Genomic DNA, 23,955 nt, shown 5'->3' with positions numbered 1-23,955 from the left:
CGTGATGGCGTTTATAAGAACCAAAAGTAAGATTTAGATCTTATTTTTGGATTTTTTTTGCTCAAAAACCAGCAATATGGCTTTTTGTAACAAAAGCGTAACATTTCTTTTTCGTGGAATTTTAGGGAGAGGTGAATAACTTGGCAGGACACATTGTAAAGTATGGAAAACACAGGACCCGTAGAAGTTATTCCAGAATTAAGAAGGTATTGGATCTTCCAAATTTGATTGAGATTCAAACAAATTCTTATAACTGGTTCTTAGACGAAGGTTTGCGTCAAATGTTTAAAGATATTATGCCAATTGAGGATTTTCAAGGAAAGCTTTCACTAGATTTCGTTGATTATAAACTATTGGAACCTAAGTACACGGTTGATGAAGCACGTGCTCATGAGGCAAATTATTCAGCCCCATTACACGTTACTCTCAAGTTAACCAACCATGAAACCGGTGAGATTAAGACTCAAGATGTTTTCTTTGGTGACTTTCCACTTATGACTGACCAAGGAACTTTCATCATTAACGGTGCAGAGCGTGTTATCGTTTCTCAATTAGTGCGATCACCAGGTGTTTATTACCATAAAGATCTCGACAAAAATGGTCGTGAAATTTACAGTTCAACTGTGATCCCCAACCGTGGTGCTTGGATGGAATTTGAAACTGATGCGAAGAATATTTCATACGTTCGAATTGATCGTACTAGAAAGATTCCTTTGACTGAATTAGTTCGTGCCCTTGGTTTTGGCTCAGATGATGAAATTACTGATATTTTTGGAAATACTAATGATAGTCTCTCACTTACCCTTGAAAAAGACGTTCATAAGGATGCCGATGATTCTCGTGTTGAGGAATCATTAAAGGATATTTACGAACGCTTGCGTCCTGGTGAACCAAAGACAGCTGAGTCAGCAAGAAACTTGTTAACCCAAAGATTCTTTGATCCAAAACGTTACGACATGGCACCGGTTGGTCGTTACAAGACAAACCAAAAATTGAGCATGAAGACTCGTTTAATGGGATTAGCTTTGGCCGAGACCCTAGCTGACCCAGATACTGGTGAAATCATCGCTAACAAGGGTGATGTGATTGACAAAGAATTGATGGAAAAGTTGAAGCCGTACTTGGCTAACAAAGATTTTAAGGCTTACACCTTTAATCCTTCCGATCAAGCTGTCGTAACTGATCCAGTTACTGTTCAAGTAATTAAAGTATATTCAAATACAGATCCAGACAAAGTTGTGCCAGTGATTGGTAATGACAATATCGATCTGGACTATAAACACATTACCCCAGCTGATATCTTGGCTGAAATCAATTACTTCTTGGATCTTCAAGAAGGAATTGGATCTGTTGATGATATTGACCACTTGGGGAACCGTCGTGTTCGATCAGTTGGTGAATTACTGCAAAACCAATTCCGAATTGGTCTTTCACGGATGGAACGAGTTGTTAGAGAAAGAATGTCCATTCAGGATGCTTCAACGGTAACACCACAACAACTAATTAATATTAGACCAGTGGTGGCCTCTGTTAAAGAATTCTTTGGTTCATCACAACTTTCACAATTCATGGATCAAACGAACCCGTTAGGTGAATTGACCCATAAACGTCGATTATCTGCTTTAGGACCTGGCGGTATTACTAGAGACCGTGCTGGATATGAAGTTCGTGATGTTAACTACACTCACTATGGTCGAATTTGTCCAATTGAAACTCCCGAAGGTCCTAACATTGGATTGATTAACTCACTTTCAAGTTATGCTCGGGTTAACAAGTATGGATTTATCGAAACCCCATACCGTCGTGTTGATTGGACTACTCATAAGGTTACCGACAAGATTGATTACCTAACTGCTAACGATGAAGATAAATACGTGATTGCACAGGCGAACTCTCCATTAAATGAAGACGCAACCTTTCAAGACGATCAGGTTATGGCACGTGATAAGTCCCAATACGTTGAAACTAATTCAAAGAACGTTGACTACATGGACGTTTCACCAAAGCAAGTTGTTGCGGTGGCAACGGCATGTATTCCGTTCCTAGAAAATGATGACTCAAACCGGGCCCTAATGGGTGCTAACATGCAGCGTCAGGCTGTTCCTTTGATCAGACCACACGCACCACTTGTTGGAACTGGGATGGAATATCAAGCTGCTCATGATTCTGGAGTTGCTAAGATTGCTAAGTATCCTGGAACCGTTGAATATGTTGATGCAAGAGAAATTCGGGTAAGACGTGATAATGGCACTTTAGATACGTACAAATTGATGAAGTTTATGCGTTCTAACGGTGGTAAAAACTATAACCAAACTCCAATTGTAAAAATTGGAGATCATGTTGATGCCGATGAAATTATCGCTGATGGCCCAGCAATGGAAAATGGTGAATTGGCCTTAGGTCAAAACCCAACCGTTGCCTTTATGACATGGCAGGGTTATAACTTTGAAGATGCCATTGCCATTTCCGAACGACTAGTTAAAGATGATGCTTACACTTCAATTCATATTGAAGAGTATGAGTCAGAAACTAGAGATACAAAACTGGGACCTGAAGAAATGACTAGAGAAATTCCTAACGTTGGTGAAGATGCACTAAAGGATCTTGACGAAGACGGAATTATTAGAGTCGGTGCCGAAGTTCATGACAACGATATTTTGGTTGGTAAGGTAACCCCTAAGGGTGTTACTGAATTATCTTCTGAAGAGCGACTACTTCACGCTATCTTTGGTGAAAAGGCTCGAGAAGTTCGTGACACGTCACTTCGAGTACCTCATGGTGCCGGTGGAATTGTTCAAGACGTTAAAGTCTTTACTAGGGAAAACGGCGATGAATTAAAGCCCGGTGTAAACAAGATGGTTCGAGTTTACATTGCCCAGAAACGTAAACTTCAAGTTGGAGATAAGATGGCTGGAAAACATGGTAATAAAGGTACTGTTTCCGTCATTATTCCTGAAGAAGACATGCCATATATGCCAGATGGTACCCCAATCGACATCTTATTGAGCCCCATGGGTGTTCCATCACGGATGAACATTGGACAGGTGCTTGAATTGCATCTTGGAATGGCTGCTAAGAAGCTTGGAATTCACGTTGCCACCCCAGTCTTTGATGGTGCTCGTAGTGAAGATATTACCGACGCTTTAAAGGAAGCTGGTATGCCAGCTGATGGTAAGACGGTTCTGTATGATGGTAGAACCGGTGAACCATTTGACAAACGAATTGCTGTTGGAGTTATGGGTTACTTGAAACTTAACCATATGGCTGAAGACAAGATTCATGCAAGAGCCATTGGACCTTACTCACTAGTTACGCAACAACCACTTGGTGGTAAAGCTCAGTTTGGTGGACAGCGTTTTGGTGAAATGGAAGTTTGGGCTCTTGAAGCTTATGGTGCCGCACACACCCTCCAAGAAATCTTGACTTACAAGTCAGATGATGTTGTCGGACGGGTTAAGACCTACGAAGCAATTGTCAAAGGTGATCCAATTCCTAAACCAGGTGTTCCTGAGTCATTCCGAGTATTAGTTAAAGAATTACAAGCATTGGGACTGGACATGAAGGTTCTCGATGCCGAAAACAAACAAATTGATTTGCGTGACATGGACGATGACGAAGACGTTGTTAACGTGAACGCATTGAGTAAGTTTGCTCAAAAACAAGATGATAAAAATGAGAAGGATAAAGAAAAGAAAGATGAAAATGAGAAACAAACTCCAACTTCATCTGATGCCGACTCAAAAAATGATACAAATGACGACAATAAATAATAAAGGAGGGTACGCCAATGGTTGATGTTAATAAATTCAAAAGTATGCAAATTGGTTTAGCTTCACCTGAGACCATTCGTAGTTGGTCATATGGAGAAGTTAAAAAACCAGAAACGATTAACTATCGAACTTTAAAGCCTGAAAAGGATGGATTGTTTGATGAAAGAATTTTTGGTCCAACTAAGGACTGGAAATGTGCCTGTGGAAAATACAAGGGTGTCAGATATAAGGGCATCGTTTGTGATCGCTGTGGTGTTGAAGTCACTCGTTCAAAAGTTAGACGTGAACGAATGGGACACATCGAATTAGCAGCTCCTGTAACCCACATTTGGTATTTCAAGGGAATCCCTAGTCGAATGGGACTAGTCCTTGACATGAGTCCACGGGCTCTTGAAGAAATCATCTACTTTGCTTCATATGTTGTTACCGACCCAGGTAACACACCAATGGAGAAGAAGCAGTTGCTTTCAGAACAAGAATACCGTGACAAAAAGCGTGAATACGGCAATCGTTTCCACGCTGAAATTGGTGCGGAAGCCATCAGAACTTTATTAAATGACGTTGACATCGATAAAGAAGTCAAAGAGTTAAAAGATACGCTTAAGAAAGCAACGGGACAAAAGCGAACTCGTGCCGTTCGTCGCCTAGATATTCTTGAGGCCTTTGCTACTTCTGGCAATCAGTTGTCATGGATGGTAATGGATGCAATTCCAGTTATGCCGCCTGACTTACGACCAATGGTTCAACTTGAAGGTGGTCGTTTTGCTACTTCTGATTTAAATGATTTATATCGTCGGGTTATTAACCGAAATAACCGATTAAAACGATTGTTAGACCTGAACGCTCCTGGCATTATTGTTCAAAACGAAAAGAGAATGCTCCAGGAAGCTGTCGACGCTTTGATTGATAATGGTCGTCGTGGTCGTCCTGTTGCAGGACCTGGTAACCGTCCCCTTAAATCACTTTCTCACCTATTAAAGGGTAAACAAGGTCGATTCAGACAGAACTTGTTAGGTAAGCGTGTTGATTATTCTGGTCGTTCAGTTATTGACGTTGGTCCTAATTTAAAACTAAGTCAGATGGGGCTTCCAGTATCAATGGCATTGGAATTATTTAAACCCTTCATTATGCATGCGCTAGTAAAACGTGGTCTAGCTTCTAACATTAAAAATGCTAAACGTCAGATCGAACGTCAAGACGATGCTGTCTTTGAAGTTCTCCCTGATGTCATTAAGGAACATCCAGTTCTTTTGAACCGTGCTCCTACCTTGCATCGACTTGGAATTCAGGCTTTTGAACCAGTTCTGGTTAGTGGGAAATCAATGCGTTTGCATCCATTAGTTTGTGCTGCGTATAATGCTGACTTTGATGGTGACCAAATGGCCATTCATGTTCCACTATCTGATGAAGCTCAAGCTGAATCAAGATTATTGATGGCTGCTGCTGGACACATTTTGGCTCCTAAAGATGGTAAACCAGTTGTTACTCCTTCACAGGATATGGTTATTGGTAACTACTATTTAACCCTTGAAGAAGCAGGGGCTGAAGGTGAAGGAATGGTATTCAACGATCCTGATGAAGTTGAATTAGCTTACCGTGATGGAAAGGTTCATTGGCATACCAGAATTGGTATCCCAGCGAGCGCCTTCCCAGACAAACCGTTTACTGACGATCAAAAGGATAAAATTTTAGTAACGACGGTTGGAAAGGTTATTTTCAATGGGATTCTTCCAAAGAAATTTACCTATTTGAACGAACCAACTTCAACTAACTTGCACGGATACGTTCCTGACAAGTATTTCTTGAAGCCTGGTGAAGACATTCATGAACACTTGAAGAACGCTGAATTGGTTAAACCGTTTAAGAAGGGCTTTTTAAGTGACATCATTGCTGAAGTTTACAGTCAATACCAAGTTACTGAAACTTCAGAACTTCTCGATCGAATCAAAGATTTAGGTAATGATAAATCAACTAAGTCTGGTTTGACGGTTGGTATTTCTGACATTACTGATTTAAAGGAAAAGCCAGAAATTGTTGCTAATGCACATAAGAAAGTTGATACCATCACTAAACAATTCCGTCGTGGTTTAATTACTAACCAAGAACGTTATGAACGAGTTGTTAGTGTTTGGAATGATGCCAAAGACGAAATTCAAAACAAATTAATGAAAAACTTCGATCCCCAGAACCCAATCTTTATGATGAGTGACTCTGGTGCTCGTGGTAACATTTCGAACTTTACTCAGTTAGCTGGGATGCGTGGTTTGATGGCTTCACCTAATGGTGAAATCATGGAACTTCCAATTACCTCTAACTTTAAAGAAGGACTTTCAGTCTTGGAAATGTTCATTTCAACCCACGGTGCTCGTAAGGGTATGACCGATACGGCACTTAAGACTGCTAACTCTGGTTACTTGACTCGTCGACTTGTTGATGTTGCCCAAGATGTCATTGTTAGAGAAGAAGACTGTGGAACTGACCGTGGTCTTGTTGTTCGTGCCATTACCGAAGGGGACGAAATGATCGAACCATTGTATGACCGAATCCTTGGTCGTAACGCAATGAAGACCGTTAAGAACCCTAAGACTGGTAAAGTGATTGTTAAAAAGAATGAAATGATCGATGAAGACGTTGCTCAAGAAATTGTGGACGCTGGAATTGATTCAGTTGAAATTCGTTCCGCATTCACATGTAATACTGCTCATGGTGTTTGTGAGAAGTGTTATGGTCGAAACCTTGCTACTGGTGACGAAGTTGAGGTTGGTGAAGCTGTTGGTACCATTGCGGCCCAATCAATTGGTGAACCAGGTACTCAGTTAACTCTTCGTACTTTCCATACCGGTGGTGTTGCAAGTAGTTCAGATATTACCCAGGGACTTCCTCGTGTTCAGGAAATTATGGAAGCACGTAATCCTAAAGGTAAAGCAATTATCAGTGAAGTTACCGGTACGGTTGAATTAATTGAAGAAGATCCTGCTGAAGGCATCAAAGAGGTTACCATTAAAGGTAAGTCTGATACCCGGAAGTACAAGGTTCCAATTAAGGCCCGTATGAAAGTTTCAGAAGGCGATCAGGTTCGTCGTGGTGATGCTTTAAATGAAGGTTCAATTGATCCAAAGGAATTGCTTAAAGTTCGAGACGTTTTGTCAACTGAGACTTACTTGTTAACTGCGGTTCAAGAAGTTTATAGAAGACAGGGTGTTGAAGTTAACGATAAGCACGCTGAGATCATGGTAAGACAGATGTTACGTAAGGTTCGTGTCATGGACCCAGGTGACACTGACATTCTCCCTGGTACTTTGATGGATATTGATGATTTCAAGGATCGTAATAAGGATGCTGTGATTAGTGGTAAAACACCTGCAACGGCTCGTCCTGTATTACTCGGAATTACCAAGGCGGCCCTTGAAACTAACAGTTTCTTGTCAGCTGCATCATTCCAGGAAACCACTCGTGTTCTTACTGATGCCGCAATTCGTGGCAAGGTTGATCCATTAGTTGGTTTGAAGGAAAATGTTATCATTGGTAAGTTGTTACCTGCTGGAACTGGTGTTGGAAAGTATGAAAACATCGAACCAGAAGAAGAGGGTAAGACTGAGACCAAGGGTGTTACTTCATTAAGTGATGTCGAAAAAGAAATGCAACAAAAAGATTCAAGTAAAAACTAGTTGTTAAACTAAAAAGGGAGTTCATCATACGATGAACTCCCTTTTTTGATACATATTAATCAATCTTTTTTAAAGCTTACCTCGTTATTATCAAGGGATGAAATACGAGCAAGCGATTCCAAGTGGATGCCATGATCCTTGATCCACTTAGCGCCCGGTTGAAATGATTTTTCAATCACGATTCCCACTCCAACTAAGTTGGCTTGAGCAGCTTCAACGATCTTAATCATCCCTTTTGTGGCTTCGCCGTTTGCTAAGAAATCATCAATGATTAAGACATTATCTTCAGGTGAGAGAAACTTTTTCTCAATAAAGATGCGATTAGTTTTTTGCTTGGTGTATGAATATACGTCAGCCGAATAGGCTGCATCGTTTAAAGTTGATGGCTTTTTCTTTCGAGCAAAAACCACGGGAACACCTAATACTAGGCCAGTCATAACGGCTGGGGCAATTCCAGATGATTCAACCGTGATGACTTTAGTAATATTATCGTTTGAGAAACGTTTGACAAATTCTTTACCAACGGAGTACATCAGATTGGGATCAATTTGATGATTTAAAAACGAATTGACCTTTAAGATATTTCCAGGAAGAACCTGTCCTTTCTCCTTGATTGCTTTTTCTAATTCTTTCATAATAATATAATCTCCTATTCAAAAAGACCCTAACATAGAAGTTTGGGGTCTTTTTCCTAATAGTTTGGAATTATGGTTCCAAGTAGAGACTGTCGACCCATTACGACTATATATTAGAACTTTACTTATTACGTTAATCATAATTTAATTTTTAACTTTAAGCAAACCAAATTAATGTAATTAGAGTGGCAATGTATATGAATGGAATAAAAGCAATCGCACGTTTTTTAAATAAAATGGCGTAAATGATTGCTATGATTGATCCGGTTAAAACAACAAGATTGGTAAACGTAATTCCGTACGCAATTAAAAGGACCAAAAAGAGATCCAAATCTCCGTTACCAATGAAATGGAAGTAATGATTTATTATTACCAATATTAAATACCCAATGATATAAGTTCCAGTCATCGTTGTTAAAGGATTAGAAATTATAAGAGCTATCACTACTGCAATAAGTGAATATGCCGCAGGAAAATGGTAGGTTAACAAGTCAAAGGTTGCCATGACCTGCATGACTAAAAGTAGCGATAAATTTTCGAGGTTATCCAAACAAACGGGTGGAAATATAGTAAAAGCGGTGGCCCCGGTTACTTCAAAATACAGTAAATAAAGTGGTAATCGAGTTGAACAAGCCCGACACCTTCCGAATTGAATCGTGTAACTTATGATTGGAATGAGTTCGTACCACTTTAGAAACTTGCCACAGTTACTACATTTAGAATGACCGAAGACAAAGTTTTCGTGCGTAATGGTTCGATCAACCATAACGTTTATAAAAGATCCAACGATGCTCCCTACAATAAACCAATAAATTATCATCAACAAAACCTCCACCAAAAAGTACGGAAATTAATTGAAGTCTTATTGACACGTCTTTTTCTACGTGGTATTCTACTTATTGTGCTTATAAACAACTAAGCGATTTTTTTAACTTCAAAAAAGAACCGCCTGGATGTGTGGACTTAAAAATTATATTATATTAGGAAAGGGAGGACTTTTTAGATGCCTACAATTAACCAATTGGTTCGTAAAGGTCGTAAATCTAGAACTTCTAAATCAAAATCCCCAGCTTTAGGCTTCGGATATAACAGTTACAAAAAGAAAAACACACAGAACCCTGCACCTCAGAAACGTGGAGTTGCAACCCGTGTTGGTACTATGACTCCTAAAAAGCCTAACTCAGCTTTACGTAAGTATGCTCGTGTTAGACTTTCTAACTTGATTGAAGTTACTGCATACATTCCCGGAATTGGACATAACTTGCAAGAACATAGTGTTGTTTTAATTCGTGGTGGACGTGTTAAGGATTTGCCTGGTGTTAGATATCATGTTGTTCGTGGTGCATTAGATACTGCGGGTGTAAGTGATCGTCGCCAAGGTCGTTCTAAATACGGTACTAAGAAACCTAAGGAATAGACAATTAATTAAGTTATTATTGAGGAGGACTTTTACATGCCTAGAAAAGGAAAAGTGCAAAAAAGAGAAATCCTTCCTGATCCAATCTACAACTCAAAATTGGTTTCTAAATTAATTAACCATTTGATGTTAGATGGTAAAAGAGGGACTGCATCAGAAATTTTATATGGTGCCTTTGATATGATCAAAGAACAAACTGGTAACGATCCAGTTGATGTATTTGAAGAAGCAATGAAAAATGTTATGCCAGTTCTTGAAGTTAAGGCCCGTCGTGTTGGTGGATCTAACTACCAAGTTCCAATTGAAGTTCGTCCTGATCGAAGAACTACTTTAGGCTTACGTTGGATTGTTAACTATGCAAGACTTCGTGGTGAACACACCATGACTGAACGTCTTGCAAAAGAAATCATCGATGCTTCAAATAACACCGGTGCAGCAGTTAAGAAGCGTGAGGATACTCACAAAATGGCCGAAGCTAACCGTGCCTTTGCGCATTATCGTTGGTAATCAGCTTTTAGTTTTTAACTGTAAGTGGGTGGCTAAAGCGATTTAGCCACTTTTTTAAAATAATGAAATTGTGAATGATTGAGAGGAGTTAAATAATGGCTAACAAGCGAGAATTTCCGTTAGACAAAACTCGTAATATTGGTATTGTTGCCCATATTGATGCCGGTAAAACTACTACTACTGAACGTATCTTGTACTATACCGGTCGTATCCACAAAATTGGTGAAACCCATGAAGGGGATTCACAAATGGACTGGATGGAAGAAGAAAAAGAACGTGGAATTACTATTACTTCAGCTGCTACCACTGCTGAATGGAAGGGTTACCGTGTTAACATCATTGATACCCCAGGACACGTTGATTTTACTGCCGAAGTTGAACGTTCATTACGTGTGCTAGATGGTGGTATTGTTGTTTTGGATGGTCAAGCCGGTGTTGAACCACAGACTGAAACCGTATGGCGTCAGTCATCAGACTTTGCTGTTCCACGAATTGTCTTCATTAATAAGATGGATAAAGTTGGTGCTGACTTTGATATGTCAGTTAAAAGTTTGCATGACCGTTTAGGTGCTAACGCCCAGGCCGTTCAGATGCCAATTGGTGCTGAAGCTGACTTTGCTGGTGTAATTGATTTAATTACCATGCAAGCCTATGTTTATGATGAAGATAAAGAAGGTTCAGAATGGGATGTTGATGAGATTCCAGCTGACATGCAAGAGGAAGCTCAAAAGCGTCATGATGCTTTGATTGAAGCCGTTGCAGACGTTGATGACGCCGTAATGGAGAAGTTCCTTGATGGTAAAGAAATTTCACAAGAAGATCTTAAAGCTGGAATTCGTCGTGCCACTTTAAATCTTGATTTCTACCCAGTCTTTGCTGGTTCAGCTTTCAAGAACAAGGGTGTTCAGATGTTGATGGATGGAGTGGTTGACTACTTACCATCACCACTTGATGTTCGTCCTTACACTGCTACTGACCCAGATGATGACGACAAACAAGTTGACATCCGTGCTAACGATAAGGAACCATTTGCTTCATTAGCATTTAAGATTGCTACCGATCCATACGTTGGTCGTTTAACTTATATCCGTGTCTATCGTGGTACCTTAAAGGCTGGTTCATACGTTTTGAATGCTACGAATGGCAAACGTGAACGTGTTGGTCGTTTACTACAAATGCACTCCAATAATCGTCAAGAAATCCCAGAAGTATTCTCAGGTGATATTGCAGCTGCAATTGGTTTGAAGAATACCACTACTGGTGATTCTTTAACCGATCCAGACCATCCATTACGTCTTGAATCAATGGAATTCCCAGAACCAGTTATCCAAGTTGCCGTTGAACCTAAGACTAAGGCTGATCAGGATAAGATGAATGATGCTTTGCAAAAGTTATCTGAAGAAGATCCAACTTTTAGAGCTGAAACTAATCCAGAAACTGGCCAAACTTTGATTGCCGGAATGGGTGAACTTCAGTTAAACATTTTGATTGAACGGATGAGACGTGAATTTAATGTTGAAGCTAACATTGGTGCTCCCCAAGTTGCCTACCGTGAAGCATTTACTAAACCAGTTAAGGCCGAAGGTAAGTTTATTCGTCAGTCTGGTGGTAAAGGTCAATATGGTGATGTTTGGATTGAATTTACACCAAATGACGAAGGAAAAGGATTCGAATTTGAAGACGCCATCGTTGGTGGAGTTGTTCCAAGAGAATTCATTCCTTCAGTTGAACAAGGTCTAAAAGAAGCCATGGAAAATGGTGTATTAGCCGGATATCCATTGATTGATTTGAAAGCTAAATTATATGATGGTAGTTATCATGAAGTCGATTCAAGTGAAGCTGCCTTTAAGATCGCTGCTTCCATTGCTTTGAGGGAAGCTGCTAAGAAGGCTGATCCAGTTATTCTTGAACCAATCATGAAAGTTGATATTCGTGTTCCAGAAGAATACATGGGTGACGTCATGGGACAAGTTACCGCACGACGTGGAAACGTTGAAGGTATGGAAGCTCAAGACAAGGCACAAAACATTCATGCAATGGTTCCACTATCAGAAATGTTTGGTTATGCTACCGATTTACGTTCTGCTTCTCAGGGACGTGGAACATTTGTTATGAGTTTTGATCATTACAGTGCTGTTCCTAAGAGCATCCAAGAAGACATCATTAAGAAAAATGGTGGAAATAGTAAAGAAGAAAAGTAATTTTTTGTAAAAGTTCTAGAAATTGAAAAAGTTTCTGGAACTTTTTTTATACTTAATGTGATGAGAAGCCTTGAAAAATAAGAGAATATCGGGTATGATAGTTAAGTACTCGGTTTTGGGGGGATAGACTGTCCAAAATTAGTACAACATTTAGCTTTGATGTGGGAGGTTGCGACACACCCGGCCGCTTTGCCATGCGAGGATGTGCCGGTAATTTCCACGGAGCTAGTCTTATTTTGAAAATAGACGAAGGAGGGAAAAACATGGCAAAAGAGAAGATTCGTATTCGTTTGAAAGCTTATGAACACCGTATTTTAGATCAAGCTGCTGACAAGATTGTGGCAACCGCACAACGTACTGGTGCTACTATTTCTGGTCCAATTCCATTACCAACGGACAGAACTCTATATACCGTATTGGCATCACCATTTAAGTACAGTAAAGCTCAAGAACAATTTGAAATGTTAACTCACAAGCGTTTGATTGATATTTTGAATCCAACACCTAAAACTGTTGATTCATTAATGAAGTTAGACTTGCCAAGTGGTGTTGACATCGAGATCAAACTATAATAATTACAGAATATCGGAGGTGTACTCATGGCTAAAAAAGGAATCTTAGGTAAAAAAGTCGGAATGACTCAAGTTTTTACTGATAACGGAGAACTCGTTCCAGTTACTGTTGTTGATGTAACTCCTAATGTTGTCTTACAGGTTAAGAACAGCAAATCAGATGGTTACGATGCAATTCAACTTGGATTCGATGACAAGCGTCCAGTATTAAGCAACAAACCTGAACAAGGTCATGTTAAAAAAGCAAAAACTACTCCTAAGCGCTTCATTCGTGAAATCAGAGATGTTGACTTGGGAGATTACAAAGTTGGAGACGAAGTTAAAGCTGACGTATTTCAACCAGGTGACGTCGTTGACGTAACGGGTACTACTAAAGGTCATGGTTACCAAGGTAACATCCACAAAAATGGACAACGTCGTGGACCTGAAACCCACGGATCAAGATATCACCGTCGTCCCGGTTCATTAGGTGTCATTATTAACCGAGTTGTTAAAGGAATGAAATTACCAGGACGAATGGGTAACAATCGCGTTACCATTCAAGACCTTGAAATCGTTAATGCTGACGTTGATAACAACGTACTATTAATCAAGGGTAACGTTCCTGGTGCAAACAAATCATTAGTAACAGTTAAAACATCTGTTATTGAATCAAGAAAATAAGAAAGGAGGAACCGTAGATGGCAAGCGTAACATTATACAAACAAGATGGTAGTAAACAAGGAACAGTTGATTTAAACGATGCTGTTTTTGCCGTTGAACCAAATGAAAACGTTGTTTATGACACTGTCGTAATGCAAAGAGCATCACAACGCCAAGGTACTAATGGTGTTAAATCTAGAGGTAAAGTACGTGGTGGTGGTAAGAAACCATGGCGTCAAAAGGGTACTGGTCGTGCTCGTCAAGGTTCTATCCGTGCCCCACAATGGGTTGGCGGTGGAGTTGTCTTCGGCCCAACTACTCGTTCATATGCATATCACCTTCCAAAGAAGGTTACTAGATTAGCTGTTAAGTCAGTTCTTTCTGAAAAAGTTGCTAATGGTGATTTAGTAGTAGTAGATTCATTAGACTACAAGGCTCCAAAAACTAAAGATTTATCAGATCTTTTGAAGAAACTTGACGCATCAACTAAAACATTAGTAGTTTTGGAAGATAACAATGAAAATGCTGCACGTTCTGCAAGAAACATCGAAAATGTGCAAGTTATTAATGCTAAAGGTGTTAACACACTTGATGTATTAAACAACAATAAGGTTGTTATTACAAAAGCTGCTCTTTCTCAAGTAGAGGAGGTGCTCGCATAATGGAAGCACGAGATATCATTTTACGTCCGGTAGTTACTGAAGCTTCAACTGATGTAATGGACGACAAAAAATATACTTTTGATGTTGATGTACGAGCAACTAAGACTCAAGTTAAGAATGCTGTTGAAGAGATTTTTAACGTTAAAGTTGTTAAAGTTAATATTATGAATGTAAAAGGTAAGAAAAAGCGACAAGGTCAATATGTTGGACGTACTAAGAAACGTCGTAAGGCTATTGTTACTTTGTCCAACGATTCTGATGAAATCAAGATTTTCTCAGAAGAATAATCTTTGAATAGGAGGGAAATAACGTGGCTCTAAAAAAGTACAAACCAACTACTAATGGCCGTCGTAATATGACTAGTATTGACTATAGTGAAATTACTACTAACGTGCCAGAAAAAAGTTTAGTTGAGTCAAATGCTCATAGCGGTGGTCGTAATAGCCAAGGTAAGATGACTGTTAGACATCGTGGTGGTGGAAACAAGCATCGATACCGTCTTATTGATTTCAAACGTGATCATGATGGTGTTCCTGCAACCGTTAAAACCATCGAATATGATCCAAATAGAACTGCAAATATTGCTTTAATCGTTTATGAAGACGGAATTAAATCATACATCATTGCACCTAAAGGATTAAAAGTCGGAGACGTTGTTGAATCTGGTAAGGATGCTGATATTAAGGCTGGTAACACCCTTCAATTAGCTGATATTCCTGTTGGTTCAACCATCTTCAACATTGAATTGAAACCTGGCAAGGGTGGACAACTTGTTCGTTCTGCTGGAGCTTCAGCACAGTTACTTGGTAACGAAGGCAAGTATGCATTAGTTAAATTACCATCTGGTGAAGTTAGAATGGTACTTTCAGTTTGCCGAGCTACTATTGGTAGCGTTGGTAATGATGAACATGGATTAGTTGTATGGGGTAAAGCTGGTAGAACTCGTTACCGTGGTCAAAGACCTCACGTACGTGGATCTGTTATGAACCCTAACGATCACCCACATGGTGGTGGTGAAGGTAAAGCTCCAGTTGGTTACCCAAGTCCATTGTCTCCATGGCATAAGAAGACAACTGGTAAGAAGACTAGATCAAAGAAAGCACGTTCAAACAAGTTTATTGTTAGACACCGTAAAGGTTCAAAGATGTAGTCTGAATTATTTATTTATTGAGTAATCGCAGAGGAGGTTTCATAATGAGTCGAAGTTTAAAAAAGGGACCTTTTGCCGATCAATCATTATTAAAAAAGATCGATGCACAAAAAGATCAAGATAAAAAATCGGTAATTAAAACATGGTCACGTCGTTCAACCATTTTCCCAAGTTTTATTGGATACACCATTGCTGTTTACAATGGTAGAAAACATGTCCCAGTTTACATTCAAGAAGACATGGTGGGCCACAAGCTCGGAGAATTCGTACCTACGCGTACTTTCCATGGACATGGAAATGGCGACGCAGATAAAAAAACAGTTTAAGCAAGGAGGATAACCAATGGCTGAACAACAAGTTACATCAGCAAAAGCTACTGCAAAGACTGTTCGTATCGCCGCTCGTAAGGTTCGCCTTGTTGTAGATCTTATTAGAGGTAAAAGCGTATCAGAAGCTACTGCAATTTTGAAATTCACCCCTAGAGGTGCTTCACCAATTGTAGAAAAGGTTTTGATGTCAGCTGTAGCAAATGCAGAAAATAATTTTGATTTAGATCGTCAAGATCTAGTTGTTAGTGAAGCATATGTTAACGAAGGACCAACTTTAAAACGTTTCCGTCCCCGTGCTAAAGGTTCTGCTTCACCAATCAACAAAAGAACTAGTCACATTACAATTGTAGTGTCAGAAAAGTAGGAGGGATAAACGTGGGTCAAAAAATTAATCCAAATGGTTTACGAATTGGCGTTAACCGTGGTTGGCAAGCTAAATGGTATGCTAACGACGATAAATTCGCTTCATACTTAAACGAAGATTTAAAAATTCGTAACTATCTAGCAAAGAGACTCGCTGATGCTTCTGTATCAAGTGTTGACATTGAGCGTGCTGCAAAACGTGTTAATGTTTCTATCCATACTGCCAAGCCAGGAATGGTTATCGGTAAAGGTGGAGCAGAAGTTGAAAGTCTTCGTAAAGAATTAAACAAATTGACGGGACGTCGGGTTCATGTCAATATTGTTGAAGTTAAAAAAACTGATTTAGAAGCTGATCTTGTTGGTGAAAACGTTGCAAGTCAGCTTGAAGGTCGGGTAGCATTCCGTCGTGCAATGCGTCAGGCAATGCAAAGAGTTATGCGTTCTGGAGCTAAGGGTGTTAAAGTTCAATCTTCAGGTCGTTTAAATGGTGCTGATATGACACGAATTGAAAGATATTCAGACGGAAGTGTTCCACTTCATACACTTAGAGCTGATATTGACTATTCATGGAATGAAGCAGATACTACTTACGGTAAAATCGGTGTTAAGACTTGGATCAACCGTGGTGAAGTTTTGCCCGATAAACCGGAGGAAAAAACTGAAAAAGGAGGGAAATAAGCATGCTAGTACCTAAACGTGTTAAGTTCAGAAGACAGCACAGAGGTAAGTTGCGTGGTCACTCAAAGGGTGGAAACACTGTTACTTTTGGTGATTATGGTTTGCAAGCACTTGATTCACATTGGATCAGTAACCGACAAATCGAAGCTTGCCGTGTTGCCATGACTCGTTATATGAAACGTGGTGGAAAAGTTTGGATCAAAATTTTCCCTCAAAAATCATATACTGAAAAAGGTATCGGTGTTCGAATGGGTAAAGGTAAAGGTACCCCAGCTGGTTGGGTTTCAACTGTCAAGCGCGGAAAGGTTCTTTTCGAAGTTGGTGGTGTTTCCAAAGAAACTGCTGAAGAAGCTTTACGTTTAGCTTCAATGAAGTTACCTGTTAGAACCCGAGTTATTAAACGTGAGGAAGTAGGTGGCGAATCAAATGAAGGCTAAAGAAATTAATGAATTAACCACTGATGAAATGCGGGCTAAGGAACAAGATTACAAGAAAGAATTGTTTAATCTTCGTTTTCAATTAGCCACTGGTCAATTGGAAAATACTGCTAGATTGAAGACTGTCAGAAAGACAATCGCTAGAATCAAGACAGCACTTAGACAACAAGAACTGAAGAAATAGAATACGATAGAAAGGAAGGTTAATACTTTATGAGCGAAGAACGTAACGAACGTAAAAGTTACAGAGGTCGTGTGGTTTCAGATAAGATGGACAAAACCATTACTGTTGTCGTTGAAACTTACAAGACTCATCCAACTTACGGGAAACGTATTAAATATTCTAAGAAATATAAAGTTCAAGATGAAAATAACGAAGCAAAAGTTAACGATATTGTTGACATCATGGAAACTCGTCCATTGTCTAAGACTAAGCGCTTCCGTCTAGTAGACGTTGTTGAAAAGGCAGTTATTATCTAGCTTTTTTATCTATCGTATTCTGATTTTAAGTTGAAGGGAGGACACTAACCATGATCCAACAAGAGAGTCGTTTAAAAGTTGCTGATAACTCTGGTGCACGTGAACTTTTGACTATCAAAGTTTTAGGTGGTTCAAGAGTTAGATATGCAGGTATCGGTGATGTGATTGTTGCTACTGTTAAACAAGCAACACCAGGTGGCGTTGTCAAAAAGGGAGACGTCGTTAAAGCCGTTGTAGTTAGAACTAAGTCTGCTGCACATAGAACTGACGGTTCATATATTCGTTTCGACGAAAATGCCGCTGTTTTGATTAACGATGATAAGAGTCCTAAAGGTACCCGTATTTTCGGTCCGGTAGCTCGTGAATTACGTAGTAATAATTTTATGAAGATCGTTTCATTAGCGCCTGAAGTACTTTAATACTATTGGAAAACAAGGAGGTGCCAGGATTATGTTCTTGAAAACTGGTGACAAAGTTCGTGTTATTAGTGGTAAAGACAAGGGTAAAGACGGCAAAGTCGTTAAAACCATTGCTGCTAAGAACCGTGTAGTTGTTGAAGGAATCAACAAGATCAAGAAACATCAAAAAGCTTCACAAGACAATCCCCAAGGTGGAATTGCTGACGTTGATGCTCCAATTGATGCTTCAAATGTAATGTTAATCGACCCATCTACCAATGAGCCTACAAAAGTAAGCTTCGTGGTTAAAGATGGTAAAAAAGTTCGTATTTCAAAAAAATCACAAAAACCAATCGATTAGGATTGGAATTGAAAGGAGGAAATTAATCGCATGGCAGCTCGCTTAGAAGAAAGATACAAAGAAGATATTCTCCCAACGCTCGTTAAGAAATTTGATTACTCATCAGTTATGGAAGCCCCAAAACTTGACAAGATCGTTTTAAACATGGGTGTTGGTGATGCTGTAACAAATTCTAAAAACCTTGATGAGGCGGTTCATGAATTAAGTTTAATTTCTGGACAAAAGCCTATCGTAACTAAGGCCAAAAAATCAATTGCCGGTTTCCGTCTTAGAGAAGGAATGCCAATTGGTGCCAAAGTTACATTAAGAGGAGAAAGAATGTATGACTTCTTGGATAAGTTAGTTAATGTTTCATTGCCACGTGTTCGAGATTTCCACGGTGTAAGCAACAAATCATTTGATGGTCGTGGAAATTACACATTGGGTATCAAAGAACAACTAATTTTCCCAGAAATTAATTACGATGATGTTAACCGTGTTAGAGGTTTAGATATCGTACTTGTAACAACCGCTAATACGGATGAAGAATCACATGAATTGTTAGCTCAATTCGGAATGCCATTCGCTAAATAGGAGGTTTAATATTGGCTAAAAAATCATTAATTAAAAAAAGTGAACGTCCAGCTAAGTTCTCAACACAGAATTACACTCGTTGTGAACGTTGTGGTCGACCTCGTGCGGTTTACCAAAAGTTTCACTTATGCCGAATTTGTTTAAGACAACTTGCCCATAAGGGTCAAATTCCTGGCATGAAAAAAGCTAGTTGGTAAAATAATAAAACTGAAAAGGAGGTTTCACGTTTATGTCCATGACAGATCCAATTGCAGACTTTTTAACTCGAATTCGTAATGCCAATATGGCAAGACACGATTCAGTTGACGTTCCTGCATCAAAAATCAAAAGAAACATTGCCGAAATTTTGAAGCGTGAAGGCTTTGTACGCGATGTGGAATACATCGATGACGATAAACAAGGTGTTATCCGTGTATACCTTAAGTATGGAAAAGATAATCAACGTGTAATCACTGGTTTGAAGCGAATTTCAAAGCCAGGATTACGTTCATATGTTAAATCAGATGATGTTCCTAAAGTTTTAAACGGTTTAGGAATTGCTATCATTTCAACTTCAGATGGTGTTATTACTGATAAAGAAGCTAGAGACAAAAAAGTCGGTGGCGAAGTATTAGCATACGTTTGGTAAAAATTAAAAAAGAATTGGAGGTGTTAATATGAGTAGAATTGGTTATAAAACTGTTGATCTTCCAGACGGTGTTGAAGTAAATCATAGAGGTACTAACGTAACTGTTAAAGGACCAAAGGGTACTTTAAATGCTACAATTTCACCAGAAATTAAAATGCAAGTTAAAGGTAACGAAGTGAACTTTACTCCAACTGGTAAGTATGACAACAAAGAACGTGCCCTACACGGTACAACACGTGCTAACTTCAATAACATGGTTGAAGGTGTTACAAATGGATTCCACAAGACACTTAAGCTAGTTGGAGTTGGATATCGTGCTCAATTAAAAGGTAGTACTTTGACTCTAAACGTTGGTTACTCAAACCCCGTTGAAGTTCAAGTTCCAGAAGATCTTACCGTAGCTGTTCCAGATAACACTACTATTAACATTAGTGGGATCAACAAGCAACATGTTGGTGATTTTGCTGCCGAAGTTCGTTCATACCGTTCACCAGAACCTTACAAGGGTAAAGGAATTAGATATGAAAATGAACATATTACCCTCAAGGAAGGTAAGACTGGTAAGTAATTTAACAATATAAAAAATAAGAGGTGACTATTTTGATTTCCAAACCAGACAAGAATAAAACACGTAAAGTTCGTCATAATCGTGTTAGAAGTAAAATTTCTGGTACTGCTGAGTGCCCACGTTTGAACGTTTTCCGTTCTAATAAAAACATTTACGCTCAAGTTATTGATGACGTAAAGGGTGTAACGCTAGCTAGTGCCTCAACTGTTGACAAGGAAGTTTCCGGAGACAACAAATCAGAACAAGCCGCAAGCGTTGGTGCTTTAGTTGCTAAGCGTGCAGTTGAAAAGAATGTTAAGAATGTTGTTTTTGATCGTGGTGGATACTTATATCACGGACGTGTACAAGCCCTTGCAGATGCAGCACGTGAAAATGGACTTGAATTTTAAAAAAGGAGGAATATAACGCACATGGCAAAGTTTATTAATCCAGACAAACTGGACTTAGAAGATAACGTTGTTGCTATCAACCGAATTACTAAGGTTGTTAAGGGTGGTCGTCGACTACGTTTTGCTGCATTAGTTGTTGTTGGTGACAAGAATGGCCACGTTGGCTTTGGTACTGGTAAAGCTCAAGAAGTTCCTGAAGCGATCAGAAAAGCCGTTGATAGTGCCCAAAAGAACTTAATTGAAGTTCCAATCGTTGGAACTACTATCCCTCACGAAGTTATCGGTCGTTTCGGCGGTGGAAAGATTATGTTGAAGCCTGCTGAAGAAGGTTCCGGAGTTGCTGCCGGTGGTGCCGTTCGCTCAGTTATGGAATTAGCTGGTGTAAACGATGTTACTAGTAAGCGTTTAGGCTCTGATACACCTGTAAACGTAATTCGTGCAACTTTTGAAGGTCTTAAGGAACTTAAGAATGCTGAAGAAATTTCATCATTACGTGGTGTCTCATCAGATCACTTAACCGAATAATAAGGAGGGGTTAGAAGATGGCTCAATTAAAGATTACTTTAGTTCATAGTGCTGCTCACCGTCTCCCTAAACAACGTAAGATTGTTAAGGCCCTTGGATTGGGACGAGTAAATAGTAGTGTTATTAAACCTGATAATGAAGCAACTCGTGGAGCTCTATTCAAGATTGCTCATTTAATTAAGGTTGAACAAGTTGATTAATATTCTTTAAAAGATAGGGAGGTGCAATTTAATGAAGTTAAATGAATTAAAAGCTGCTGACGGTTCACGTTCATCAAGAACTCGTTTAGGTCGTGGTCTTGGTAGTAAAGGTAAGACTTCAGGTCGTGGCCAAAAAGGTCAAAAGGCTCGTGGCAAAACTCGTGTTGGTTTTGAAGGTGGCCAAATGCCTTTATACCGTCAAATTCCAAAACGTGGATTTACCAACTTCAACAGAAAAGTTTTAGCGATCGTTAACTTAGCTGATTTAGATAATTTTGATGATGGCTCAGAAGTAACTCCAGATGTATTGATTCAAGCTGGAATGATTAAGGGCTCAAATGATGGCGTTAAAGTTCTTGCAGATGGCAAGTTAACTAAGAAGCTCACTGTTAAAGCTAACAAATTCTCAAAGAGTGCTGAAAAAGCAATTGAAGATGCCGGCGGTAAAGCTGAGGTGATTTAATGTTCACTACCTTAAAGAATGCCTTTGAAGAAAAAGATATTAGAAAAAGGATTTTATTTACCCTTTTTATATTGGCAGTTTTCCGTTTAGGTGCTTACATTACTGTGCCTGGAATCAATGCGGAAGCTTTGCAAAGTGTTGCATCCTCAGGTTTAGTTAATGTATTGAATATGTTTAGTGGTGGTGGATTAACTAATTACTCATTATTTGCAATGGGAGTTTCACCATACATTACTGCACAAATTGTTGTTCAGTTACTTCAGATGGATATCGTTCCTCGATTCGTTGAATGGGGAAAACAAGGTGAAGTCGGAAGGCAAAAACTGGATCAGGTAACAAGATGGTTAACGATTGTTTTAGCATTTGTCCAATCAATTGGTATTACTGCTGGATTTAATGCTTTGAGTAGTCTTCATTTAGTTAAGAACCCTGGAATGGGAACTTACATTAGTATTGGTTTAATTTTGACTGCTGGTACAATGCTCACTACGTGGATGGGCGACATGATTACTGACAAAGGAATTGGTCAGGGAGTTTCAATGATCATCTTTGCTGGAATTGTTGCTGAAATGCCAAGTGGAATTATGAGTGTTTATCGTCAATACGTTGAAGGTACACCAATGAATGAAATTTGGAAGCCAGCTCTTTTCATTATTGCCTTGATTATTGTAATTTTGATTATTGTTACCTTTGTTACTTGGGTACAACAAGCTGAACGTAGAATTCCAATTCAATATACTAGAAGAACATCAGGTTCACCAGACAGCAGTTACCTTCCCTTGAAGGTTAACGTCGCTGGAGTTATTCCAGTTATTTTCGCAAGTGCATTTATTTCCACTCCTCAAACGATTTTGATGTTTTTCACCAAAAACTTTCAAGGATCCGGATGGTATGAATTTTTAAGTAAGTTGTTTAACATGCAGACCCCACTTGGAGCTGCGTTTTACACCTTCTTAATTGTTGTATTTACTTTCTTCTATGCGTTTGTTCAAGTTAATCCACAGAAATTGTCGGAAAATTTACAAAAACAAGGTAGCTACATTCCGGGAGTATGGCCTGGTCGTGAAACTCAGTTATATATTTCTCGATTGTTGATGAGACTTAGTACCGTTGGTGCTTTGTTCTTGGGTGTTGTTTCTCTAATCCCGTTGATTGCACAAAATGTTTGGAACTTAAACGAATCAATTGGACTAGGTGGTACTAACCTCTTGATTATTGTTGGAGTTGCTATTGAAACCATTCAACAAATTAGAGGATTAATGATGAGAAAAGAGTACGTTGGATTTATTCAAAGTACTCCGGATGATAACAAGTAGTGGAGGAATTTAAATGTCAATGAATTTATTACTAATGGGTCTTCCAGGAGCTGGAAAAGGTACTCAAGCTGAATTCATTGTTGAAAAATATGGGATTCCACATATTTCAACTGGAGACATATTTAGGGCAGCAATGAAAAACAAAACTCCCATGGGAATTAAGGCTCAACAATACATCGATAAGGGTGAATTAGTTCCTAATGATGTTACCTGTGGGATTGTTGAGGATCGTCTTAAACAACCTGATACTGACAAAGGTTATTTGTTAGATGGTTTTCCTAGAAACATTGATCAGGCTAAAAGCCTTGAGGAAATGACTAGGAAAATGAGCAAAGAGTTGAATGCAGTTATTAATATTGAAGTCGATCCAAGTGTTTTAATCAAACGTTTGTCGGGTCGTTTCATCTGCAAAAACTGTGGCGAAACTTATCATAAATTATATAAAAAACCTATAGTTGATGGTACTTGTGATGTTTGCGGTGCTCACGTCTTCTATCAAAGAAGTGATGATAAACCTGAAACTGTCAAGAATCGTTTGAAAATCAATGAAAAGAGTAATGCTCCTTTAATTGACTTTTACAAGGATCGCGGCATTTTGCATTCAGTTAAGGGTGATCGAGATATTGCAGACGTTAGTAACGACATTGAAAAAATTCTAAGCAATTTAAATTAGTAAATTGTCGTTTGATTGCTGGAATGTCAGTGATGTGGTATATTATAGTTTGTATGTCTATTTGTAAGTGATACTTACGAGTTTAGTAGTTTTGGAGGATTATTCGTGTCTAAAAATAATGTAATTGAAGTTGAGGGTAAGGTTTCAGAGACTTTACCTAATGCAATGTTTAAGGTCGAGCTTGAAAATGGTCATGAAATTTTGGCACACGTTTCTGGCAAGATCAGAATGCATTACATTCGGATCCTACCAGGAGATCGTGTAACCGTTGAAATGTCACCGTATGATTTAACAAAGGGTCGAATTACTTATCGATTTAAGTAAACCCTTCATATAGGAGGTTATAAAAA

The 23,955-nt window shown here is 39.0% G+C and carries 31 protein-coding genes and 1 riboswitch; of the genes, 29 read left to right on the top strand and 2 right to left on the bottom strand.

Features of this window, described 5'->3' with window-relative positions:
- The first annotated feature begins 131 nt into the window (after positions 1-131).
- A complete protein-coding gene (gene rpoB, locus AC6UC9_RS00415) occupies positions 132-3,770 on the top strand; it encodes a DNA-directed RNA polymerase subunit beta (protein WP_500699272.1) in 3,639 nt (1,212 codons plus the stop codon).
- Between the two features lie 17 nt (positions 3,771-3,787).
- Positions 3,788-7,438 carry a DNA-directed RNA polymerase subunit beta' gene (gene rpoC, locus AC6UC9_RS00410; protein ID WP_500700801.1) on the top strand — a complete coding sequence of 1,217 codons (3,651 nt, stop codon included), beginning with the start codon at positions 3,788-3,790 and terminating at the stop codon, positions 7,436-7,438.
- Positions 7,439-7,497: 59 nt separating this feature from the next.
- Here the strand turns inward: rpoC and AC6UC9_RS00405 are convergent, their stop codons facing one another.
- Both AC6UC9_RS00405 and AC6UC9_RS00400 read right to left on the bottom strand, forming a co-directional pair.
- Entirely contained in the window at positions 7,498-8,073 is a 576-nt protein-coding gene (locus AC6UC9_RS00405; RefSeq protein ID WP_500700800.1) for a xanthine phosphoribosyltransferase, read from the bottom strand.
- A gap of 40 nt (positions 8,074-8,113) precedes the next feature.
- A riboswitch (purine riboswitch) is annotated at positions 8,114-8,209 on the bottom strand.
- 21 nt (positions 8,210-8,230) lie between these two features.
- A complete protein-coding gene (locus tag AC6UC9_RS00400; RefSeq protein WP_500700799.1) occupies positions 8,231-8,893 on the bottom strand; it encodes a prepilin peptidase in 663 nt (220 codons plus the stop codon).
- Positions 8,894-9,076: 183 nt separating this feature from the next.
- Between AC6UC9_RS00400 and rpsL the strand changes: the two genes are divergently transcribed.
- The 27 genes from rpsL (at position 9,077) to infA (ending at position 23,929) form a co-directional block, all read left to right on the top strand.
- Positions 9,077-9,490: a 30S ribosomal protein S12 gene (rpsL, locus tag AC6UC9_RS00395; protein WP_010022704.1), complete on the top strand. Its 414-nt coding sequence runs from the start codon at positions 9,077-9,079 to the stop codon at positions 9,488-9,490.
- A 36-nt stretch (positions 9,491-9,526) separates the two neighbouring features.
- On the top strand, positions 9,527-9,997 hold the full coding sequence (gene rpsG / locus AC6UC9_RS00390) for a 30S ribosomal protein S7 (RefSeq protein WP_500693541.1): 471 nt from the start codon (positions 9,527-9,529) through the stop codon (positions 9,995-9,997).
- Positions 9,998-10,092: 95 nt separating this feature from the next.
- The gene (gene fusA, locus AC6UC9_RS00385; RefSeq protein ID WP_500693542.1) at positions 10,093-12,198 is read left to right on the top strand and encodes an elongation factor G; all 2,106 of its coding nucleotides are present in this window, start codon (positions 10,093-10,095) and stop codon (positions 12,196-12,198) included.
- A gap of 263 nt (positions 12,199-12,461) precedes the next feature.
- Complete coding sequence (gene rpsJ, locus AC6UC9_RS00380) at positions 12,462-12,770, top strand: 30S ribosomal protein S10 (protein WP_500693543.1); 309 nt, start codon at positions 12,462-12,464, stop codon at positions 12,768-12,770.
- 27 nt (positions 12,771-12,797) lie between these two features.
- Positions 12,798-13,433: a 50S ribosomal protein L3 gene (gene rplC / locus AC6UC9_RS00375; RefSeq protein WP_500693544.1), complete on the top strand. Its 636-nt coding sequence runs from the start codon at positions 12,798-12,800 to the stop codon at positions 13,431-13,433.
- Positions 13,434-13,450: 17 nt separating this feature from the next.
- Positions 13,451-14,074: a 50S ribosomal protein L4 gene (rplD, locus tag AC6UC9_RS00370; protein ID WP_500693545.1), complete on the top strand. Its 624-nt coding sequence runs from the start codon at positions 13,451-13,453 to the stop codon at positions 14,072-14,074.
- The gene (gene rplW, locus AC6UC9_RS00365; RefSeq protein WP_500693546.1) at positions 14,074-14,361 is read left to right on the top strand and encodes a 50S ribosomal protein L23; all 288 of its coding nucleotides are present in this window, start codon (positions 14,074-14,076) and stop codon (positions 14,359-14,361) included. The genes rplD and rplW overlap by 1 nt, the downstream gene beginning before the upstream one ends.
- 23 nt (positions 14,362-14,384) lie before the next feature.
- Entirely contained in the window at positions 14,385-15,224 is an 840-nt protein-coding gene (gene rplB / locus AC6UC9_RS00360; RefSeq protein ID WP_500693547.1) for a 50S ribosomal protein L2, read from the top strand.
- A 44-nt stretch (positions 15,225-15,268) separates the two neighbouring features.
- Positions 15,269-15,550, top strand: coding sequence for a 30S ribosomal protein S19 (gene rpsS / locus AC6UC9_RS00355; RefSeq protein WP_010022714.1), 282 nt, complete (start codon positions 15,269-15,271; stop codon positions 15,548-15,550).
- 16 nt (positions 15,551-15,566) lie between these two features.
- Positions 15,567-15,917: a 50S ribosomal protein L22 gene (rplV, locus tag AC6UC9_RS00350; RefSeq protein WP_500700798.1), complete on the top strand. Its 351-nt coding sequence runs from the start codon at positions 15,567-15,569 to the stop codon at positions 15,915-15,917.
- Positions 15,918-15,928: 11 nt separating this feature from the next.
- Positions 15,929-16,594: a 30S ribosomal protein S3 gene (gene rpsC, locus AC6UC9_RS00345; RefSeq protein ID WP_500700797.1), complete on the top strand. Its 666-nt coding sequence runs from the start codon at positions 15,929-15,931 to the stop codon at positions 16,592-16,594.
- Between the two features lie 2 nt (positions 16,595-16,596).
- On the top strand, positions 16,597-17,031 hold the full coding sequence (gene rplP / locus AC6UC9_RS00340) for a 50S ribosomal protein L16 (protein WP_500693549.1): 435 nt from the start codon (positions 16,597-16,599) through the stop codon (positions 17,029-17,031).
- Positions 17,021-17,215, top strand: coding sequence for a 50S ribosomal protein L29 (gene rpmC / locus AC6UC9_RS00335; RefSeq protein ID WP_010022719.1), 195 nt, complete (start codon positions 17,021-17,023; stop codon positions 17,213-17,215). The genes rplP and rpmC overlap by 11 nt, the downstream gene beginning before the upstream one ends.
- Before the next feature lie 29 nt (positions 17,216-17,244).
- The gene (gene rpsQ, locus AC6UC9_RS00330; protein WP_039144781.1) at positions 17,245-17,511 is read left to right on the top strand and encodes a 30S ribosomal protein S17; all 267 of its coding nucleotides are present in this window, start codon (positions 17,245-17,247) and stop codon (positions 17,509-17,511) included.
- Positions 17,512-17,561: 50 nt separating this feature from the next.
- Positions 17,562-17,930, top strand: coding sequence for a 50S ribosomal protein L14 (rplN, locus tag AC6UC9_RS00325; RefSeq protein WP_039144780.1), 369 nt, complete (start codon positions 17,562-17,564; stop codon positions 17,928-17,930).
- Between the two features lie 31 nt (positions 17,931-17,961).
- Positions 17,962-18,270: a 50S ribosomal protein L24 gene (gene rplX, locus AC6UC9_RS00320; RefSeq protein WP_500693550.1), complete on the top strand. Its 309-nt coding sequence runs from the start codon at positions 17,962-17,964 to the stop codon at positions 18,268-18,270.
- A gap of 30 nt (positions 18,271-18,300) precedes the next feature.
- Entirely contained in the window at positions 18,301-18,843 is a 543-nt protein-coding gene (rplE, locus tag AC6UC9_RS00315; RefSeq protein ID WP_500693551.1) for a 50S ribosomal protein L5, read from the top strand.
- A gap of 11 nt (positions 18,844-18,854) precedes the next feature.
- A complete protein-coding gene (locus AC6UC9_RS00310) occupies positions 18,855-19,040 on the top strand; it encodes a type Z 30S ribosomal protein S14 (protein ID WP_010022727.1) in 186 nt (61 codons plus the stop codon).
- A 32-nt stretch (positions 19,041-19,072) separates the two neighbouring features.
- Positions 19,073-19,471, top strand: coding sequence for a 30S ribosomal protein S8 (rpsH, locus tag AC6UC9_RS00305; RefSeq protein ID WP_010022729.1), 399 nt, complete (start codon positions 19,073-19,075; stop codon positions 19,469-19,471).
- Between the two features lie 28 nt (positions 19,472-19,499).
- Positions 19,500-20,039, top strand: coding sequence for a 50S ribosomal protein L6 (gene rplF / locus AC6UC9_RS00300; RefSeq protein WP_500693552.1), 540 nt, complete (start codon positions 19,500-19,502; stop codon positions 20,037-20,039).
- A 32-nt stretch (positions 20,040-20,071) separates the two neighbouring features.
- Positions 20,072-20,428, top strand: a complete 357-nt coding sequence (gene rplR / locus AC6UC9_RS00295; protein ID WP_500693553.1) for a 50S ribosomal protein L18 — start codon at positions 20,072-20,074, stop codon at positions 20,426-20,428.
- Positions 20,429-20,449: 21 nt separating this feature from the next.
- Positions 20,450-20,953, top strand: a complete 504-nt coding sequence (rpsE, locus tag AC6UC9_RS00290) for a 30S ribosomal protein S5 (RefSeq protein WP_500693554.1) — start codon at positions 20,450-20,452, stop codon at positions 20,951-20,953.
- Between the two features lie 17 nt (positions 20,954-20,970).
- A complete protein-coding gene (rpmD, locus tag AC6UC9_RS00285; RefSeq protein WP_500693555.1) occupies positions 20,971-21,153 on the top strand; it encodes a 50S ribosomal protein L30 in 183 nt (60 codons plus the stop codon).
- A 31-nt stretch (positions 21,154-21,184) separates the two neighbouring features.
- Complete coding sequence (gene rplO / locus AC6UC9_RS00280; RefSeq protein WP_500699278.1) at positions 21,185-21,616, top strand: 50S ribosomal protein L15; 432 nt, start codon at positions 21,185-21,187, stop codon at positions 21,614-21,616.
- On the top strand, positions 21,616-22,932 hold the full coding sequence (gene secY, locus AC6UC9_RS00275) for a preprotein translocase subunit SecY (protein ID WP_500700796.1): 1,317 nt from the start codon (positions 21,616-21,618) through the stop codon (positions 22,930-22,932). The genes rplO and secY overlap by 1 nt, the downstream gene beginning before the upstream one ends.
- A gap of 13 nt (positions 22,933-22,945) precedes the next feature.
- Complete coding sequence (locus AC6UC9_RS00270) at positions 22,946-23,605, top strand: adenylate kinase (protein WP_500700795.1); 660 nt, start codon at positions 22,946-22,948, stop codon at positions 23,603-23,605.
- A gap of 105 nt (positions 23,606-23,710) precedes the next feature.
- On the top strand, positions 23,711-23,929 hold the full coding sequence (gene infA, locus AC6UC9_RS00265; RefSeq protein ID WP_010022742.1) for a translation initiation factor IF-1: 219 nt from the start codon (positions 23,711-23,713) through the stop codon (positions 23,927-23,929).
- Positions 23,930-23,955 lie beyond the last annotated feature (26 nt).

This window comes from Fructilactobacillus sp. X7R4C1, assembly GCF_059901115.1.
The sequence above is the reverse complement of the archived record's forward strand: the minus strand, read 5'-3'. Positions and strand labels throughout refer to the sequence as shown.

Coding starts and splice junctions, on each gene's coding strand:
- rpsE (WP_500693554.1), top strand. CDS start 20,450: ATGGCAAAGTTTATTAATCCAGACAAACTGGACTTAGAAGATAACGTT.
- rpsL (WP_010022704.1), top strand. CDS start 9,077: ATGCCTACAATTAACCAATTGGTTCGTAAAGGTCGTAAATCTAGAACT.
- rplP (WP_500693549.1), top strand. CDS start 16,597: ATGCTAGTACCTAAACGTGTTAAGTTCAGAAGACAGCACAGAGGTAAG.
- rpsJ (WP_500693543.1), top strand. CDS start 12,462: ATGGCAAAAGAGAAGATTCGTATTCGTTTGAAAGCTTATGAACACCGT.
- fusA (WP_500693542.1), top strand. CDS start 10,093: ATGGCTAACAAGCGAGAATTTCCGTTAGACAAAACTCGTAATATTGGT.
- rplN (WP_039144780.1), top strand. CDS start 17,562: ATGATCCAACAAGAGAGTCGTTTAAAAGTTGCTGATAACTCTGGTGCA.
- rplD (WP_500693545.1), top strand. CDS start 13,451: ATGGCAAGCGTAACATTATACAAACAAGATGGTAGTAAACAAGGAACA.
- rpmD (WP_500693555.1), top strand. CDS start 20,971: ATGGCTCAATTAAAGATTACTTTAGTTCATAGTGCTGCTCACCGTCTC.
- rplO (WP_500699278.1), top strand. CDS start 21,185: ATGAAGTTAAATGAATTAAAAGCTGCTGACGGTTCACGTTCATCAAGA.
- rplW (WP_500693546.1), top strand. CDS start 14,074: ATGGAAGCACGAGATATCATTTTACGTCCGGTAGTTACTGAAGCTTCA.
- rplX (WP_500693550.1), top strand. CDS start 17,962: ATGTTCTTGAAAACTGGTGACAAAGTTCGTGTTATTAGTGGTAAAGAC.
- rpsH (WP_010022729.1), top strand. CDS start 19,073: ATGTCCATGACAGATCCAATTGCAGACTTTTTAACTCGAATTCGTAAT.
- rpsS (WP_010022714.1), top strand. CDS start 15,269: ATGAGTCGAAGTTTAAAAAAGGGACCTTTTGCCGATCAATCATTATTA.
- rplE (WP_500693551.1), top strand. CDS start 18,301: ATGGCAGCTCGCTTAGAAGAAAGATACAAAGAAGATATTCTCCCAACG.
- AC6UC9_RS00400 (WP_500700799.1), bottom strand. CDS start 8,893: ATGATAATTTATTGGTTTATTGTAGGGAGCATCGTTGGATCTTTTATA.
- rplF (WP_500693552.1), top strand. CDS start 19,500: ATGAGTAGAATTGGTTATAAAACTGTTGATCTTCCAGACGGTGTTGAA.
- rpsG (WP_500693541.1), top strand. CDS start 9,527: ATGCCTAGAAAAGGAAAAGTGCAAAAAAGAGAAATCCTTCCTGATCCA.
- AC6UC9_RS00270 (WP_500700795.1), top strand. CDS start 22,946: ATGTCAATGAATTTATTACTAATGGGTCTTCCAGGAGCTGGAAAAGGT.
- rpoC (WP_500700801.1), top strand. CDS start 3,788: ATGGTTGATGTTAATAAATTCAAAAGTATGCAAATTGGTTTAGCTTCA.
- rpmC (WP_010022719.1), top strand. CDS start 17,021: ATGAAGGCTAAAGAAATTAATGAATTAACCACTGATGAAATGCGGGCT.
- rplC (WP_500693544.1), top strand. CDS start 12,798: ATGGCTAAAAAAGGAATCTTAGGTAAAAAAGTCGGAATGACTCAAGTT.
- rplV (WP_500700798.1), top strand. CDS start 15,567: ATGGCTGAACAACAAGTTACATCAGCAAAAGCTACTGCAAAGACTGTT.
- secY (WP_500700796.1), top strand. CDS start 21,616: ATGTTCACTACCTTAAAGAATGCCTTTGAAGAAAAAGATATTAGAAAA.
- rpsQ (WP_039144781.1), top strand. CDS start 17,245: ATGAGCGAAGAACGTAACGAACGTAAAAGTTACAGAGGTCGTGTGGTT.
- AC6UC9_RS00405 (WP_500700800.1), bottom strand. CDS start 8,073: ATGAAAGAATTAGAAAAAGCAATCAAGGAGAAAGGACAGGTTCTTCCT.